The sequence below is a fragment of the Pseudomonas cerasi genome (genome assembly GCF_027983475.1).
Classification (GTDB): Bacteria; Pseudomonadota; Gammaproteobacteria; order Pseudomonadales; family Pseudomonadaceae; genus Aquipseudomonas; species Aquipseudomonas cerasi.
Genome location: NZ_JAQJVM010000001.1, coordinates 934,511 through 950,545, shown reverse-complemented (window position 1 = coordinate 950,545; position 16,035 = coordinate 934,511). Strand labels below are relative to the sequence as shown.

Below are 16,035 nucleotides of genomic sequence, written 5' to 3'. Positions count from 1 at the left end.
AAGTGCTCTACATCGTGCGATTGCGACCGATTAAGACACTTTCGGGAAAAGCTGTACACAATAAATTCCTGATCGTTCAACAGCCCGTGGCCAGGACGCCGACTGGGCGCAGGATTGGCCAGAGATATAGGAAGCAGAGGAAAAATATCAGGTTTTTTACGATTAGCTGACCAGTCAGGCAGGTTTCTTGCTTGTTTTACGCTTATCGAGACGCTTCGGTGCAGAAACGTACAGGGTTACAAGCTGAAAACAAAATTGTATACAATCTTGACTCAACAGTGCCTTGACCGCTCTTGGCATTGCACCTGACTTAACGCATCCAACGCACCCCATGTAGAAAAAGGAAGCTTGCAGTGAGCGCTGACTACCCACGCGACCTGATCGGTTACGGCAACAACCCGCCTCACCCACGCTGGCCGGGTAATGCGCGCATTGCCTTGTCTTTCGTGCTGAATTACGAGGAAGGTGGCGAGCGCAATATTCTGCATGGCGACAAGGAATCAGAAGCCTTTCTGTCCGAGATGGTTGCCGCGCAGCCACTCCAGGGCCAGCGCAACATGAGCATGGAGTCGCTGTACGAGTACGGCAGCCGCGCCGGTGTGTGGCGCATTCTCAAGCTGTTCAGGCAGTTCGATATCCCCCTGACCATTTTTGCCGTGGCCATGGCTGCGCAACGTCATCCGAATGTAATCCGCGCCATGGTCGCCGAAGGTCATGAGATCTGCAGCCACGGCTATCGCTGGATCGACTACCAGAACATGGACGAAGCCCAGGAGCGTGAGCACATGCGCCAGGCGATCCAGATCCTCACCGACATCAGCGGCGAACGGCCGTTGGGCTGGTACACCGGGCGCACCGGCCCCAACACCCGGCGCCTGGTCATGGAGGAAGGCGGGTTTCTCTATGATTGCGACACCTACGACGACGACCTGCCGTACTGGGAGCCGAACAACCCGACCGGTAAGCCTCATCTGGTGATTCCGTACACCCTGGACACCAACGACATGCGTTTCACCCAGGTGCAGGGCTTCAACAATGGCGAGCAGTTCTTTCAGTACCTCAAGGATGCGTTCGACGTGCTGTATGCCGAAGGCGAAGACGCACCGAAGATGCTTTCCATCGGCCTGCATTGCCGCCTGATCGGCCGCCCCGCCCGCCTCGCCGCACTCAAGCGTTTCATCGAGTACGCCAAAGGCCATGAGCAGGTGTGGTTTACCCGTCGTGTCGATATCGCCCGGCACTGGCACACTGAACATCCGTTTAGCGGCAAGGCCGAGCAATGAGCACGTTCAAGACACTGACACCTTCAAGCCTGGGCCGGGAGGCGTTCATCGCGGCCTTTGCCGATATCTACGAACACTCACCGTGGGTCGCGCAGCAAGCGTTCGACCAAAGCACAGGCGCGCATCTCGATCAGGTCGAGACCCTTCACGCACGCATGAGCGAGATCCTGCTGGGTGCCACACACGAGCAACAACTGGCACTGATCAATGCCCACCCGGACCTGGCAGGCAAGGCTGCCGTCCAGGGCGAGCTGACTCAGGCCAGTACCGATGAACAGGCCGGCGCCGGTATCCACCACTGCACGCCTGAGGAGTTCCAGCGCTTTACCGAGCTGAACGAGGCTTACAAGGCCCGCTTCGGCTTTCCGTTCATCATGGCGGTCAAGGGCAGCGACAGGCACAAAATTCTGGCAGCGTTCGAACAACGCATCCACCACTCGCCCGAGGCCGAGTTTGCTTGCGCCCTGGCCGAGATCAACAAGATCGCACTGTTTCGTCTACAGGCGCTTTGAGCGTCGCAGTCATAACCGTATTCAGAAGGCAGACAAAGAGCATGAAAGTTTACGCCGCACCGTTCGAGAAGTTCGTGAACCTGGCCGACGCACGTCTGGGCACCAAAATCCTTTCGGTCACCGATGACTGGTTCGCCGACGCCAACCGGCTGTTCCAGCCGACCCCGGCCGTCTGGAAAGAAGGCGTGTTCGACGACAACGGCAAGTGGATGGACGGCTGGGAGTCGCGCCGCAAGCGTTTCGAAGGGTACGACAGCGCAGTGATTCGCCTCGGTGTGGCAGGAACCATCAAGGGTGTGGACATCGACACCTCGTTTTTCACCGGCAACTTCCCGCCTTCCGCGTCGCTGGAGGCGTGCTTCCTGGCGTCGGGCGAGCCCGATGAAAACACTGCCTGGACCGAAGTGCTGCCGTCTGTGGAGCTGCAAGGCAACAGCCATCATTACCACGAGATCAGCAACGATCAGGCGTTCAGCCACCTGCGCTTCAACATCTACCCGGATGGCGGCGTCGCGCGTCTGCGCGTGTACGGTGTACCGCATCGCGACTGGTCGAAAGTCAGCGAGGACGAGCAGATCGATCTGGTTGCAGCGCTCAATGGCGGCCGATCGATTGCCTGCTCCGATGAGCATTACGGCAGCATGAGCAATATCCTCAACCCTGGGCGCGGTGTGAACATGGGCGACGGCTGGGAAACCGCGCGCCGCCGCACACCCGGCAACGATTGGGTGATTGTGGCACTCGGGCATAAGGGCGAAGTCGAGAAAGTCATCGTCGATACCCTGCACTTCAAAGGTAACTACCCGGACAGCTGCTCGATTCAGGGCGCTCTGGTCAAGGGTGGCACCGACAGCCAGATCGAAACCCAGAGCCTGTTCTGGCGCGAGTTGCTGCCCAGCCAGAAGCTGACCATGCACGCAGAACACGAGTTCGCCGAGCAGATCAAGGCGATCGGCCCGATCACCCACATCCGCCTGAACGTATTCCCGGACGGGGGCGTGAGCCGCCTGCGAGTACTGGGCAAGGTGGCCAGGTAACAACGCGTCGGAAGTCAGCAGAAGGCAACAGGCTATCGTTCCCACGCTCTGCGTGGGAATGCAGTTCCGGACGCTCTGCGTCCAGTCTTGAGTATGTGTGGCGCGGCGTAGAGTTGTGACGCAGAGCGTCACGAAATGCATGCCAACGCAGAGCATTGGCACGATAGTCATCAATACGAATGTGCAAACGACCCACCCTCAAAACCATTGAAGAAGAACCCGCATGCGCAAACTGATAATCGAGCCACTGACCAAGGAAGCCTTTGCGCCATTCGGTGATGTGATTGAAACCGACGGCAGCGATCACTTCATGATCAATAACGGCTCGACCATGCGCTTTCATCGTCTGGCTGATGTGCAGACCGCGCAGCCGGAAGACAAGGCGATCATCAGCATCTTCCGCGCCGAAGCGCTGCCGATGCCGTTGACCATCGGCATGCTGGAGCGTCATCCGCTGGGCAGTCAGGCGTTCGTGCCGTTGCTCGGCAACCCCTTTCTGATCGTGGTCGCGCCGGTTGGCGATGTGCCTGAATCAGAGCTGACCCGCGCCTTCGTGTCGAACGGCAGGCAGGGTGTCAATTACCATCGCGGCGTCTGGCACCATCCGGTGCTGACGATCGAAAAGCGGGATGACTTCCTGGTGGTTGATCGCAGTGGCGAAGGCAACAACTGCGACGAGCATTACTTTGCCGAGAGCCAGTTGCTGGTTCTCGATCCCCACCCACTGGAAGGGTAAACACCGTGCTGGCACATATGATGGAATGGCTGAATCTGGGCGTGCGCTGGATTCACATGATTGTCGGCGTCGCCTGGATCGGCGCATCGTTCTACTTCGTCTGGCTGGAGAACAACCTCAACCGCAGTAACCCGCGTGAAGGCCTGTCGGGTGATCTGTGGGCGATCCACGGCGGCGGCATCTACCACCTGGAGAAGTACAAGCTCGCACCGCCGACCATGCCGGAGAATCTGCACTGGTTCAAATGGGAAGCCTATTCGACCTGGCTGTCAGGGGTCGCGCTGTTGTGCGTGGTGTTCTACGCCAACCCGACGCTGTACCTGCTGGCACCGGGCAGCAGCCTGAGTGGTGCCGAGGGCGTGCACATCGGCCTGGGTTCGTTGTTCGTCGGCTGGTTCATCTACAGCTTTCTGTGTGACTCGCCACTGGGCAAGCGCCCTGCCCTGCTGGGCGTGGTCCTGTTCGTGCTGCTGGTCGCGGCGGCATACGGGTTCAGCAAAGTGTTCAGCGGTCGCGGTGCCTATCTGCATGTGGGCGCGATCATGGGCACCATCATGGTCGGCAACGTGTTCCGCATCATCATGCCGGCCCAGCGCGCGCTGGTAGCCGCCATTGCCGAGAACCGTACGCCGGACCCAAGCCTGCCGGCAAAGGGCCTGTTACGTTCACGGCACAACAACTACTTCACTCTGCCTGTGCTGTTCATCATGATCAGCAATCACTTTCCAAGCACTTACGGCAGTGAGTACAACTGGCTGATTCTCGCAGGCATCGCGCTGCTGGCCGTGCTGGTCCGCCATTACTTCAATACGCGGCACAACAGCCACCGCTTCGCCTGGACCCTGCCGGTCGCGGCGCTGGGCATGCTGTGCCTGGCGTATGTCACCGGCCCTGCGCAACCACCGGCCAGGATCGTCTATCAGCCACTGCCCGGTACAGCGGTCGGCGGTCATCGGGCTGATGAGCAACCTGCGCAACCCGCCGCTGCGCCTGCCCAGGCAGCGTCTGCCCAGCCCGAACCTGCCAAGGTGGCAGGTGCAGACTTCAACACGGTGCACGACGTCATTCGGCAACGTTGCTCGGTCTGTCACTCGGCCACGCCTACCAGTCAGTTGTTCAGCGTCGCTCCGGCCGGCGTGATGTTCGATACGCCTGAGCAGATTCAGCAACAGGCACCGCGTATCAAGGCGCAGGCGATCACCGCGCCGATCATGCCGCTGGGCAATATTACCCAGATGACCCAGCAGGAACGTGATCTGGTAGGCGCCTGGATCGATCAGGGCGCGCACATCAACTGAAGCAACGGGCATTGCCCTGTTTTCGCTCCAGACGCCCTGCTCTGGAGCACTTGAGCACGGCGACGCGAGTCAGTATCCTCCGCCGCCGCTGCCAACCCGCCCACCACTTTCCCGCTAACTGAACCCGACCGGGCGGCCCACTGGCTGAACGGCACGCAGAACGCTGTGCATTGGAAAAAAAGACCTGAAATCGACACTTCGATATCGGTTTGAAGGGTTACTTAAACTTTTTTTCACTGATTGGCGCAGCTCTTGCTAACAACACAAAGCTGACCAGACAGACAAATTATTGCAACCACCGACAAGGCGTCACGCATAGAGCGCCAGTCCGAAAAAATCACGATCTACATCAAGGGGCTCACCGCATGAACCGTACGATTTCCAGTGCATTACTGGCCAGCAGTCTGCTGGCTGCCGCACCCGCCATGGCAGGGGATATCTTCCAGTGGCAGAGTAATAGCCTGACCTATCTCAATGGACGAGACTTTGCTGTCAACCCGGAAAATCAGCAGACCTTTACCTTTGAGCACGCGGACAGCTGGAAGTACGGCGACAACTTCTTCTTCGTCGACAAGATCTTCTACAACGGCAAGAAAGACGCAACCGCTGGCGATAACACCTATTACGGCGAGTTCTCGCCACGCCTGTCGCTGGGCAAGATCTTCGGCCAGAAGTTCGAGTTCGGGCCGATCAGCGATGTGCTGATTGCCGCAACTTACGAGTTCGGTGAAGGCGATAACGAGTCGTACCTGATCGGTCCGGCGTTCGACCTGAAGATACCGGGTTTCGACTACTTCCAGCTTAACTTCTACCAGCGCCAGACCGAAGGCAATCGCCCGGGCGACGGCGTGTGGCAGATCACTCCGGTGTGGTCCTACACCATCCCGGTGGGCAAATCGGATGTGCTGATCGACGGCTTCATGGACTGGGTGGTCGACAACGACAAGACCTCGCGTGGCACTTACCACTCCAACCTGCACTTCAACCCGCAGATCAAGTATGACCTGGGCAAGGCACTGAATTACCCGGAGCGGCAGCTCTACGTGGGTATTGAGTACGACTACTGGACCAACAAATACGGCATCAAGGACACCAGCTCCTTCGACACCGATCAGAACACCGCGAGTTTGCTGGTGAAGGTGTTCTTCTAAGCACGTTGTTTGACGGTGATGACGCTCACTCCCAAGCTCTACGTTACATAGGTCTCTGTGGGAGCGAGCTTGCTCGCGAAGGCGGTGTTTCAGACACCCTTCGGTTGGCTGTACCAGCCCCTTCGCGAGCAAGCTAAGCGTCGCCCGGCTCGCGCCCACGGCCCTGGATCAGAAGTGTGGATGACCGGCTCCACTCACTCCTTCGTAGCTTTCCAGACCTTGCCAACCAGCGTCACGACCAGCACCAGCACGGCACCGGCAATGATCCCGGCAACAGCATCGATCAGCGTCGGAACGATCATCGACAGACCGCCAACCGTACCGGCTGCCGCTTCAGTCACGCCTTCGACCCAATGATGAGCGAACGGCAGACCGTGGACCAGGATCCCGCCGCCGACCATGAACATGGCGGCAGTACCGACGATCGACAGCACTTTCATCAACACCGGTGCCAGCCACAGCAGGCCGGCACCGATCTTTTGTGACACCGAAGCTGCGCTTTTCTTCAGGTACAGGCCCAGGTCGTCGAGTTTGACGATACCGGCCACCAGCCCGTAGACCCCCACGGTGATCAGCACTGCGACGATGACCAGCACACCGACCTGATCCATGAAGGGTCTGGCCGAGACCACGCCCAGCGCGAGCACGATGATTTCCGCGGAAAGAATGAAGTCCGTGCGAATCGCGCCTTTTACGCGCTCCTTTTCGAACGCCACCATGTCCACGGACGCATCCGTCGACGCCTGCTTGCGCTGCTCATGCTCTTCACCGGTTTCGGGATGCAGCCATTTATGGGCGATTTTCTCGAAGCCCTCGAAGCACAGAAACGCACCGCCGATCATCAGCAACGGCAGAATCGCCCAGGGTGCGAAGGCACTGATCAACAGCGCTGCCGGAACCAGAATGGCCTTGTTGAGCAATGACCCCTTGGCCACGGCCCAGACAACCGGCAATTCGCGATCCGCTGAAACACCGGTGACCTGCTGGGCATTGAGCGCCAGATCATCACCCAGCACACCCGCCGTCTTCTTCGTGGCCAGCGCCACGTCATCGAGCAACGTCGCAATATCGTCAAGCAGGGTAAGCAAGCTTCCAGCAGCCAAAATGAAAATCCTTGAGCAAGTAAAAAAAGAAACGGCGCTGATTGAATCATGCGCCAGAGTCAATCATGTGGCAGTCAGCAACTCTGACCTTGGTCAGACGTGAACGTTTGACGCTGCATGCAGCAAACAGGCCACGCCGAAACCGTCAAATGGGCAACTGTGTCGTGGAAACGACCTGACGCAGCCCCATGAACGAACGGATCTGTCTGACACCGGGCAAGTACAGTAACTGTTCGGCGTGCAGGCGGTTGAAGCTCTGACTGTCCCTGGTGCGCAGCAACATGAAGTAGTCGAACTCGCCGGTGACGACATGAAACTCCATACAGCCGGAAACCTTCTGCGCGGCGGCTTCGAATTGAGCAAATGAATCCGGTGTCGAGCGGTCCAGTACGACACCGATCAGCACCACCATGCCTGCGTCCAGAACATCGCCATTGAGCAACGCCACCACGCCCTTGATCACGCCCGCCTCTTTCAGCCGCTCGACGCGCCGCAGGCACGCAGGCGGACTCAGTTTGACCTTCTCGGCAAGTGCCACATTGGAAATGGACGCGTCACGTTGCAGGGTCTTGAGGATGGCGCGGTCAATCCTGTCCAGCAGCGGCGTCATGTCAGCACCGGACTTTTTAGTGCGTTCATTTATTGCTTTCATAATAAAATTCACACAATAAAAATCTGTTTAGTTGTGTTCAGGCTAACGCTTATTTTGTAGATAGACAATTCTTTGCAACCACGATTATTCGCAGTTTTCCTATGATGGGAGCCATGCCGGGCCGCTCGATAAACACATCGAGTTCCACCTTCAGTGCCCGGATCAACTTATCAACGGAGACCCGATATGAACCTGAGCAAGTTCAAGCGCTACCCTCTGACCTTCGGCCCCTCGCCTATTACCCCACTGAAACGCTTGAGTGAGCATCTGGGCGGCAAGGTCGAGCTGTATGCCAAGCGCGAGGATTGCAACAGCGGTCTGGCCTTCGGCGGCAACAAGACCCGCAAACTGGAATACCTGGTGCCGGAAGCCATCGACGGCGGCTACGACACATTGGTGTCGATCGGTGGCATCCAGTCCAACCAGACCCGTCAGGTGGCAGCCGTCGCGGCGCATCTGGGCATGAAGTGCGTGCTGGTTCAGGAGAATTGGGTCAACTATTCCGACGCGTTGTACGACCGGGTCGGCAATATCGAGATGTCGCGCATCATGGGCGCCGATGTGCGCCTGGATTCGGCAGGCTTCGATATTGGCATTCGCCCGAGCTGGGAAAAGGCCATGGCCGACGTCGAGGAAAGCGGCGGCAAACCGTTTCCGATTCCAGCGGGCTGCTCGGAGCACCCTTATGGCGGCCTGGGGTTCGTGCGTTTTGCCGATGAAGTGCGCCAGCAGGAAGAAGAACTGGGCTTCAAGTTCGACTACATCGTGGTCTGCTCGGTAACCGGCAGTACTCACGCAGGCATGCTGGTGGGATTCGCTGCCGATGGCCGGGCACAGCGTGTGATCGGTGTCGACGCGTCGGCCAAACCGGAAAAGACCCGCGCGCAGGTTCTGCGTATCGCTCAGAACACCGCAAAACTGGTGGAGCTGGGCCGCGAAATCACCGCCGAAGACGTGGTGCTCGACACCCGCTATGCCTACCCGGAATACGGCCTGCCGAACGATGGCACCCTCGAAGCCATCCGCCTCTGCGCCCGCCTGGAGGGCGTATTGACCGACCCGGTCTACGAAGGCAAATCCATGCACGGCATGATCGACATGGTGCGCAACGGCGAATTCCCCGAAGGCTCGAAAGTGCTCTACGCCCACCTGGGCGGCGTGCCGGCGTTGAATGCCTACAGCTTTCTGTTCAAGGACGGTTGAGCCGAAAGCGTTCCTGCAGTCGATAACACACTTCGGCTGCAGTGTTGCCGGCTAAACCCGAAAATACTTCTGCAGCGCCTGCGCCAGCAGGCTCACCGCCTCGTCGTTCTGCGACGACAGCGAGCGCAGGAAGACGATTTCGTGCTCGGGTATTTCAGGCAGGTCATCAAGAATCTGCATGGCTTCCGTGACCCCGCTCCGATCGATGAGGCTGATCGCCAGACCCGCTTCCACACAGGCTTTGATCGCTTGGTTGGACGGGCTTTCGAGAACTACACGGGTTTTGCGGCCGTTGTCTTTGAGTGACGCCAGCATGGCTTCACGATAAGGACATTGCGCTGCGTGAATCGCCAGCGGCAACGGGTCCGCAGATGCCAGTGCGGCACTGGCCGGCCCGACCCAGACCGGCTTGGTCGATACCAGAAACTGCGTATCAGCACTCAGTTGCCCTTTGGGTTGCGCGATCACTGCTGTCTGCAACTTGCCACGCACAACCTGCTCGCGCAGGGAGTAGCTGGGTGCGGATTTCAACTCCAGCACGACATTGGGCCACGCGGCCGCGAACACTGGCAGGATGTCGCGAATGACATGCACGGCGTACTCATCCGGAACCCCCAGCGTGATGCGTCCGGCCAGATGAGTACCTTGCAGATCCGCCAGCACCCGGTCATGCGTGGACAGCAACTCTGTCGTCGACAACAGCAGGCGCTTGCCCAATGCCGTCAGCGACACCGCCTGGTTGTCACGGTTGAGCAAGCGCCCGCCCGCCACGGCCTCGAGGCGCTGGATATGCACACTTACTGCTGCCGGGCTTTTATGAAGTTGTTCGGCAGCCGCCGAAAACTTTCCTATCCGCGCCACCGCATGGAAGGTGCGCACCAGTTCGATGTCGAGAATGGCCGTCATGATTCAGATTTCCTGAATAAGTCATGCATTTAATTTTGATTTATTAGACTACGCCGTTTTCGTAACCTGCGTCCATGAACTCATACCTGTCGATTGCTCCGAGCGTCTCGCGGCCTGCCTGGCACCAGGCCATTCCCTTGCCCCTGCTTGAAGCTGCGCTGGTTCTGACCTGGAGTTCGGGTTTCGTCGGCGCACGCTTTTCGCTGGAACATGCGCCGCCGCTGCTGGTGGTGTTCTGGCGCTGTGTGGTGGTCACCCTGATCCTGCTGCCTTTTGTCGCCAGGCAACTGAGATCGATCGCGCCGGCCACGCTGCTGAAAAACGCAGGTATCGGCCTGCTGGCCATGGCCGGCTACGTCGCCGGTGTCACGCAGGGCATTGCGCTGGGCGTGCCCGCCGGACTCGCCGCACTGTTTGCCGATTTGTTGCCCATGGGCATGGCGCTCCTGGCGGCAGTGGTGCTCGGACAACGGCTGGCCTGGCAAATCTGGGCGGGACTGTTGGTCGGGCTGATCGGTGTAGTGCTGGTGACCTACAGCGCGCTGGCGGTAGGTGACGCACCGTTGTGGGCCTACGGCCTGCCGCTGCTGGGCATGTTGTCACTGGCCATCGCGACGCTGTGGCAGAAACAGTCCAGCACCGCGCAGCCTATGGCACTGCTGCCCAACCTGTGGCTGCAATGCGCTGTTTCCAGCATGGCCTTCGCGATTATTCAGGGCACACAGGGCAGCCTGGCGCCTGTAGCCAGTACCGGCTTTGCGCTGAGCGTGCTATGGACGGTGGGTCTGGCAACCCTGGGCGGGTACGGACTGTATTGGGTGTGTCTGCGCCGCGCGACGGCGACCCGCGTCGCCAGCGTGCTGTACCTCAGCCCACCGGTGACGATGCTCTGGGCCTGGGCGATGTTCGACGAACCGCTGTCCTGGCAGATGGCGTCAGGCATGGCGGTGTCAGGTATCGGCGTGTGGATGGTGGTGCGGGCGGAACAACGGCAGTCGGCCTCCTGATGGGGTCAGGAGATCGACTTTGCTTAGGCTCTGTACGAAAAGTGGCTGCGCTCGGTGATGCTTCGTTAAAAACAGGGTCGGAGGCGAGTCCAATCGGAATGCTCATTTACAACACGTAGAGTCGAACGCGACCCCGGCCGTTCCTCGCCTGTTTTTGCCTCGCCTGACCTTCGCTCGCCGACTTTTCGTACAGAGCCTGGCGCAGGTTAAATCTTGAAACGCGCGACCATGCTCTGCAAATCGCTGCCCAGACGGGCCAGCTCGACGGTCGACGCAGCGCTTTGCTCAGTGGCAGAAGCGGACTGATCGGCAATGTCGCGAACGCTGAGTACGCTGCGGTTGATTTCTTCGGTCACGGCGCTCTGTTGCTCGGCCGCGGCGGAAATCTGCTGACTCATCTGTTCGATGGTGCCGATGGACTGGTTGATTTCCACCAGCGCCTGTTCGGCCTGACGAGCCAGCACCACGGTGCCTTCAGTGCGCTGCAGGCTGGCGTCCATCAGGCCCGAGGCGGCGCCTGTACCTTTTTGCAACGCCTGGATCAGCGCTTCGATTTCAGTTGTGGAGTTCTGCGTACGCTGAGCCAGCGAGCGGACTTCGTCAGCCACCACGGCAAAACCGCGACCCTGCTCGCCTGCCCTTGCGGCCTCGATGGCTGCGTTGAGCGCCAGCAGGTTGGTTTGCTCGGCGACCGCCTTGATCACGTCAATCACGCTGCCGATCTTGCCGCTGTCTTCGGTCAGACGCTGCATGGCTTCACCCAATTGCTGCACTTCACCGGCCAATTGCCCGATTTCGCGCGTAGCATGCTGCACCACACTGCTACCGTGGGCAGCGCGCTCGCTGGCCTGTTTGGCGGCTTGCGAAGCGTCTTCGGTGTTGCGCGCCACTTCCTGTACGGTAGAGGCCATTTCGTTCATGGCAGTGGCGACCTGATCGACTTCGTTTTTCTGCAGGGTGACACCCGCGCTGGTCTGCTCGCTGACCGCAGACAATTGTTCGGCCGCCGTGGCGATCTGCGTAACACCGTTGCCGATGCCACCGATCAGGCCGCGCAGCGAAACAGTCATGTGCTGCATGGTGTTCTGCAGCAGGCCCAGTTCGTCCTGGCGGGTGGTGCTGCTGTCATGGGTCAGATCACCGTCGGCAATCCGGCGCGCCGCAATCACGGTGCTGTTCAACGGCACGGTAATCTGACGCGTGATCAGGAACGCAGCAAAGATGCCGACCAGCAGCACGACCAGCGCTACGCTGAGCAATTGCACCACAGCGGTTTGTTGTTCCTTCTTGGCACTGATGACCTGCAGCGCTGCCAGATCATCGGCACGGGCTGCGGTCGCTACGGATTGCTGTTGCAGATCGTTGCGGATCTGCTCGGTCTGCTGAAGCATGTCCGAAATCGACGACATCAGGACCTTGTATTGTTTCAACGCCACCAGCGCGGCATCCACTGCAGCATTTGCCTCGACAGGCAATTGGCTGCGAGCGGCGTCCACTTGTGCGATCAGGGCGTCGGCGGCCTTATAGGTGGCCTGACGGTTGTCGGCATTCGGAACGCTCAGGTAGCGGCGAAACACCAGACGGAAATTGGTCATGCCGTTACGCAGGTCGCCAGCGATCTTGACCTGCCTGATGCCGGTTTCATTTGGCGAGCGCAAGGTGTCGTCAATGGTCTTGTTCAGCAGATTCTCGAAGGTCGCGCTGACGTCATCGGACACCTTGATGATCGGTTTCAACGCCTCGTCGACTTTCTGATTGATGCCCACCAATTGGTCGAAGGTCTGCTTCAGACCGCCCACCTGCTCCTTGATCTCGCGCAGCTTGGCGAGGTTGCTCGAGATCACGAACACCTGCAGGCCCTGATCGACACTGCGGCTCAAGGTATCCAGCGCGCTGGCGTAATTCTGCACACCTGCGGCGGTAGGGCCGGTCGCATAGGCTTGCGCAGCAATCCGGGCATTCAGGACGTCAGCCTTGATCTCGGCGACCTTGCTGCTTTTGCCCATGCGCTCGATCAGCAGGTTGGTGCTGGAGTAGCCGATGACGGTGACGGTCAGTACTCCGAGCAAAATAGCGGCAAAGCCCAGCCCGAGCTTCTTGCTGACTTTCAGATTGTCCAACCATTTTGCGCTCATTGCATGTGTGCCTTTGATTTTTCGGAATACCCGTGAGTCGGCGCTGAAAGATTTAACTTGATAGTTAACGTTATCGGAATCACGCACGCGCCAATCGAAGGCACCCTGAAGCCCATGAATTACGGGGCCGGCGCGCGATGATGAATATTTATTTAAATCGCCTGAGCAGAATTTTTCCGATGATTGGCACCGCGCGAAACCGGAAGATCACGCAATGAAACTGCCTTGATCTTCGCCTGTACGGAGCCATCGGAGATTGGCAACAGCGTCAGACGTTGCGGTCGGTGAAATGAACATCCAGTCGGATGTTTTCCGGCTCGTTGATCGCTGCCAGGTACTCGTCTACGGTGATTTCTCCGACGCAGGCCCGTGCGCCCGGTTGTGGGCGATAGCCACCGGCCATTTTGCTGCTCAGCGCGACGGCAGCACTGCCGGGGATCTCCGGGCCCTTGTCGTTCAGTGCAGTCAATTGCGCACGCATGTACAACGGCTGGCCGGTGAAGTCGACGCCATCGACATCGATGTACATCGCGCTCTTTCGATCACCCCACTGTTCAAAGCGCGCGCCCCAACGGTACAGGCGCTCGGCCCATGACGCAGGATCGCGCAGCAGCCCACAGCGAATCGCCAGCGCCAGCAGCCAGGTCGCGATGCCGCCGGCCTTGAGCGCGGAGCCGGCCTTGAAGCTCAGATGCTGCGCGGCATAACGTGTCGCGAATACATCCAGGTCCGGGACGTCGACATTGGCCACCAGCCGTGTGCCCATGCCGGGCATCCGGCGCAGGGTCAGGTCCATCCAGCCATGGACTTCGTGGACCTTGCCGTTGCGCAGTTGCCTGATCGGCCGCCCGGCATTGGCCAGTACGCCACGCACGGTCGACAGACCGGGCATTTTCGCTGCCGAGGAGATGCCATGCTCTATCGAATCGATGCGCAGAAAACGCTGGCGATGCTGATCGATGATGGCCGCCGAAAGCGTCGGCACCGAGCTGCAACCGCTCAACACGCTGACACCTGCCTCACGCGCCTGGGCATCGAGGCCGGCGATACCGGCGACAAATGCCCGGCAATCCGCCAGGTCGCAATAATTCACACCCGCCTTAATGCAATGCCGGGCCACGGCATACGACTGCCCCTGAAAAGGCCCCGCCGTGTGGATAAGCAGATCAATGCCCAATTCACCCAGCTCACTGTCCGCGCCGTCCTGCATGATGTCCACGCACCAGCTCTCGCAGAATCTGCCAGCCAGTGTTTGCAGTGCGGCAACCTTTTCCGCCAGCTTGCGCGGGTCGCGACCGGAAATGACCAGTTCGATGTCCGGCATCATCGCCAGATGATTGCAGATAAGGCTGCCGAAGTTGCCGTAGCCGCCGATGACCAATACGCGAAATGCCATTGACTCGTCCCTGACCTGCAGAAGGATGTGACCCTGCCTCGTTGCGCCACGATTGCCGTGAGCAATGGCAATGAAATGCGCGTGCATTATTGATCATTGGCCGCAGGCCGGGTACAAAACCCTGTGCCTTTTTTGATTGTCCCGGGAGCAACGGATGCTGGAACTACACACCGAACGACTTTATCTGCGAACCCTGCTCGCCAGCGACTGGCCGCTGTTTTTCAGGCTGCACTCCGAGCCCGAGACCATGCGCTACGTATTCGGAGAAATCGAAGAAGCGCAGATCCGCAAAGGCTTCGATCATCGCCTCCCCGAATGGACGCCGGAGTCCGATCACTGGCTGTGCCTGGTGGTCACCGACACACAAAACGATGCAGAGCTGGGGGTCAGCGGCTTTCGCATCCTGTCGCCGGGTCATGCCGAAGTGGGCTGTCTGTTACTGCCGGAACATCAAGGCAAGGGCTTCGGCACCGAGTCACGCCGCGCAATCATCGACTACGCAACAGCCATCGGCCTGGATTCACTGGAATCGACCGTGACCGACGGCAACATCGCTTCCTGCAAGGTTCTGGAGAAATGCGGCTTTACCTTCGAGCGCCGTGTCCCGCAGGCCTATCAAATCGGCGATCAGTGGTTCGACGACCTGATATACCACCTGCCACTGCGCTGATGAAGCAACTGACCGGCGTTCGCCGGTCAATCGCAAACACCTTCAGGCCTGGGGCCGCCCTCCGAGAATCGTCACTCGCTCGCCATAGCGCGAGTGCGGGAAGTAATCCCACACCGCGTGATGCTGGGTGCAGCGGTTATCCCAGAACACCAGCGTGTTCGGTTCCCAGCGCACGCGGCAACTGAGGCAGGGTTCGCGGGCGATCAGATCGAACAGCATATTCAGTACGGTGCGGCTCTCGCCGGGCGAGAGTTGCACGATATGCGAGGTGAACCCGGAATTCACGAATAGGCTGCGGCGCCCAGTTTCAGGGTGGCGAACCACCACCGGGTGTTCGCTTTTCGGAAGGTTGGCGGGCGGCTGATAGCCTTTCCACGGAATCTCGCCATCGTGAATGGCTGTCAGCCCGCCGAGAAACTGCTGCATCGCCGGCGAGAGCATTTCAATGGCCAGGTGCATATTGGCAAACAGTGTGTCGCCGCCGGTGCCGATGGCGGGGGTTTCCTTGACGTACAGCATCGAGCCCATTGAAGGCTCTAGATCAGCGGTGCCGTCGGTGTGCCATAGCTCGCCCGCAGCGAAACGCGATTGCGCATTGGCGCGCACCACGACCAGTTCCGGGTCATCGCCATCGATGCTGTCCACCGGCAAGGCGCGCAACGGACCAAACAGTCGGCCGAACGCCTTGTGCTGTTCGACCGTCAGGTGCTGATCGCGAAACACCAGCACATGATTTTCCAGAAAGGCCCGGCGGATTTCCGTCAACTGCTCCGCACTGGGTGGCTGCGACAGATCGACACCGCTGACCTCGGCACCGATGATCGGTGTCAGGCGGTCGACCGTGATGCTCTGATACGGCGCACGCACGGCGCCTGCGATGCCTTCTATGGCCTTGAGTGCCATTTGATCCATGATCCCTCACCTTCAGGTTGTTGGCATGGCCGAT

The 16,035-nt window shown here is 59.4% G+C and carries 15 protein-coding genes and 1 pseudogene; 9 read left to right on the top strand and 7 right to left on the bottom strand.

Going from position 1 to position 16,035, the window contains the following annotated elements:
* Nucleotides 1-353: 353 nt before the first annotated feature.
* The 6 genes from puuE to PI739_RS04125 all read left to right on the top strand — a co-directional run bounded on the left by puuE (nucleotide 354) and on the right by PI739_RS04125 (nucleotide 6,017).
* Nucleotides 354-1,283, top strand: coding sequence for an allantoinase PuuE (gene puuE, locus PI739_RS04150; RefSeq protein ID WP_271351499.1), 930 nt, complete (start codon nucleotides 354-356; stop codon nucleotides 1,281-1,283).
* Nucleotides 1,280-1,795, top strand: coding sequence for a 2-oxo-4-hydroxy-4-carboxy-5-ureidoimidazoline decarboxylase (gene uraD / locus PI739_RS04145; protein WP_002552800.1), 516 nt, complete (start codon nucleotides 1,280-1,282; stop codon nucleotides 1,793-1,795). The genes puuE and uraD overlap by 4 nt, the downstream gene beginning before the upstream one ends.
* A gap of 41 nt (nucleotides 1,796-1,836) precedes the next feature.
* Nucleotides 1,837-2,832: an allantoicase gene (alc, locus tag PI739_RS04140; RefSeq protein ID WP_003371441.1), complete on the top strand. Its 996-nt coding sequence runs from the start codon at nucleotides 1,837-1,839 to the stop codon at nucleotides 2,830-2,832.
* 223 nt (nucleotides 2,833-3,055) lie between these two features.
* Entirely contained in the window at nucleotides 3,056-3,568 is a 513-nt protein-coding gene (locus tag PI739_RS04135) for an ureidoglycolate lyase (RefSeq protein ID WP_003371439.1), read from the top strand.
* Nucleotides 3,569-3,573: 5 nt separating this feature from the next.
* Entirely contained in the window at nucleotides 3,574-4,866 is a 1,293-nt protein-coding gene (locus PI739_RS04130) for a urate hydroxylase PuuD (RefSeq protein WP_004413965.1), read from the top strand.
* A 365-nt stretch (nucleotides 4,867-5,231) separates the two neighbouring features.
* Nucleotides 5,232-6,017 carry an outer membrane protein OmpK gene (locus PI739_RS04125; RefSeq protein WP_003423373.1) on the top strand — a complete coding sequence of 262 codons (786 nt, stop codon included), beginning with the start codon at nucleotides 5,232-5,234 and terminating at the stop codon, nucleotides 6,015-6,017.
* Nucleotides 6,018-6,211: 194 nt separating this feature from the next.
* Here PI739_RS04125 and PI739_RS04120 read toward each other — a convergent pair whose 3' ends face one another.
* Nucleotides 6,212-7,120 carry a DUF808 domain-containing protein gene (locus PI739_RS04120; RefSeq protein ID WP_060708848.1) on the bottom strand — a complete coding sequence of 303 codons (909 nt, stop codon included), beginning with the start codon at nucleotides 7,118-7,120 and terminating at the stop codon, nucleotides 6,212-6,214.
* A gap of 145 nt (nucleotides 7,121-7,265) precedes the next feature.
* Nucleotides 7,266-7,772: an Lrp/AsnC family transcriptional regulator gene (locus PI739_RS04115; protein ID WP_058397692.1), complete on the bottom strand. Its 507-nt coding sequence runs from the start codon at nucleotides 7,770-7,772 to the stop codon at nucleotides 7,266-7,268.
* Between the two features lie 186 nt (nucleotides 7,773-7,958).
* Between PI739_RS04115 and PI739_RS04110 the strand changes: the two genes are divergently transcribed.
* Nucleotides 7,959-8,975: a 1-aminocyclopropane-1-carboxylate deaminase gene (locus PI739_RS04110; RefSeq protein ID WP_248672035.1), complete on the top strand. Its 1,017-nt coding sequence runs from the start codon at nucleotides 7,959-7,961 to the stop codon at nucleotides 8,973-8,975.
* Nucleotides 8,976-9,026: 51 nt separating this feature from the next.
* On the opposite strand, the gene PI739_RS04105 is transcribed toward PI739_RS04110, so the two are convergent.
* Nucleotides 9,027-9,881: a LysR family transcriptional regulator gene (locus tag PI739_RS04105; protein WP_060708847.1), complete on the bottom strand. Its 855-nt coding sequence runs from the start codon at nucleotides 9,879-9,881 to the stop codon at nucleotides 9,027-9,029.
* Between the two features lie 74 nt (nucleotides 9,882-9,955).
* On the opposite strand from PI739_RS04105, the gene PI739_RS04100 reads away from it, so the two are divergent.
* On the top strand, nucleotides 9,956-10,888 hold the full coding sequence (locus PI739_RS04100) for a DMT family transporter (RefSeq protein ID WP_248680686.1): 933 nt from the start codon (nucleotides 9,956-9,958) through the stop codon (nucleotides 10,886-10,888).
* Nucleotides 10,889-11,094: 206 nt separating this feature from the next.
* On the opposite strand, the gene PI739_RS24810 is transcribed toward PI739_RS04100, so the two are convergent.
* The 3 genes and pseudogenes from PI739_RS24810 to PI739_RS04090 form a co-directional block, all read right to left on the bottom strand.
* A complete protein-coding gene (locus PI739_RS24810) occupies nucleotides 11,095-11,799 on the bottom strand; it encodes a methyl-accepting chemotaxis protein (RefSeq protein WP_371124565.1) in 705 nt (234 codons plus the stop codon).
* A gap of 201 nt (nucleotides 11,800-12,000) precedes the next feature.
* Nucleotides 12,001-12,894, bottom strand: a pseudogene (locus PI739_RS24805) (methyl-accepting chemotaxis protein); the annotation flags it as partial.
* A gap of 397 nt (nucleotides 12,895-13,291) precedes the next feature.
* A complete protein-coding gene (locus PI739_RS04090; protein ID WP_248680687.1) occupies nucleotides 13,292-14,419 on the bottom strand; it encodes a saccharopine dehydrogenase family protein in 1,128 nt (375 codons plus the stop codon).
* 154 nt (nucleotides 14,420-14,573) lie between these two features.
* Here PI739_RS04090 and PI739_RS04085 point away from each other — a divergent pair, with 154 nt between their 5' ends.
* A complete protein-coding gene (locus tag PI739_RS04085; RefSeq protein WP_004413976.1) occupies nucleotides 14,574-15,089 on the top strand; it encodes a GNAT family N-acetyltransferase in 516 nt (171 codons plus the stop codon).
* 42 nt (nucleotides 15,090-15,131) lie between these two features.
* On the opposite strand, the gene PI739_RS04080 is transcribed toward PI739_RS04085, so the two are convergent.
* Nucleotides 15,132-16,001, bottom strand: coding sequence for a TauD/TfdA dioxygenase family protein (locus PI739_RS04080; protein ID WP_003371417.1), 870 nt, complete (start codon nucleotides 15,999-16,001; stop codon nucleotides 15,132-15,134).
* Between the last annotated feature and the right edge of the window lie 34 nt (nucleotides 16,002-16,035).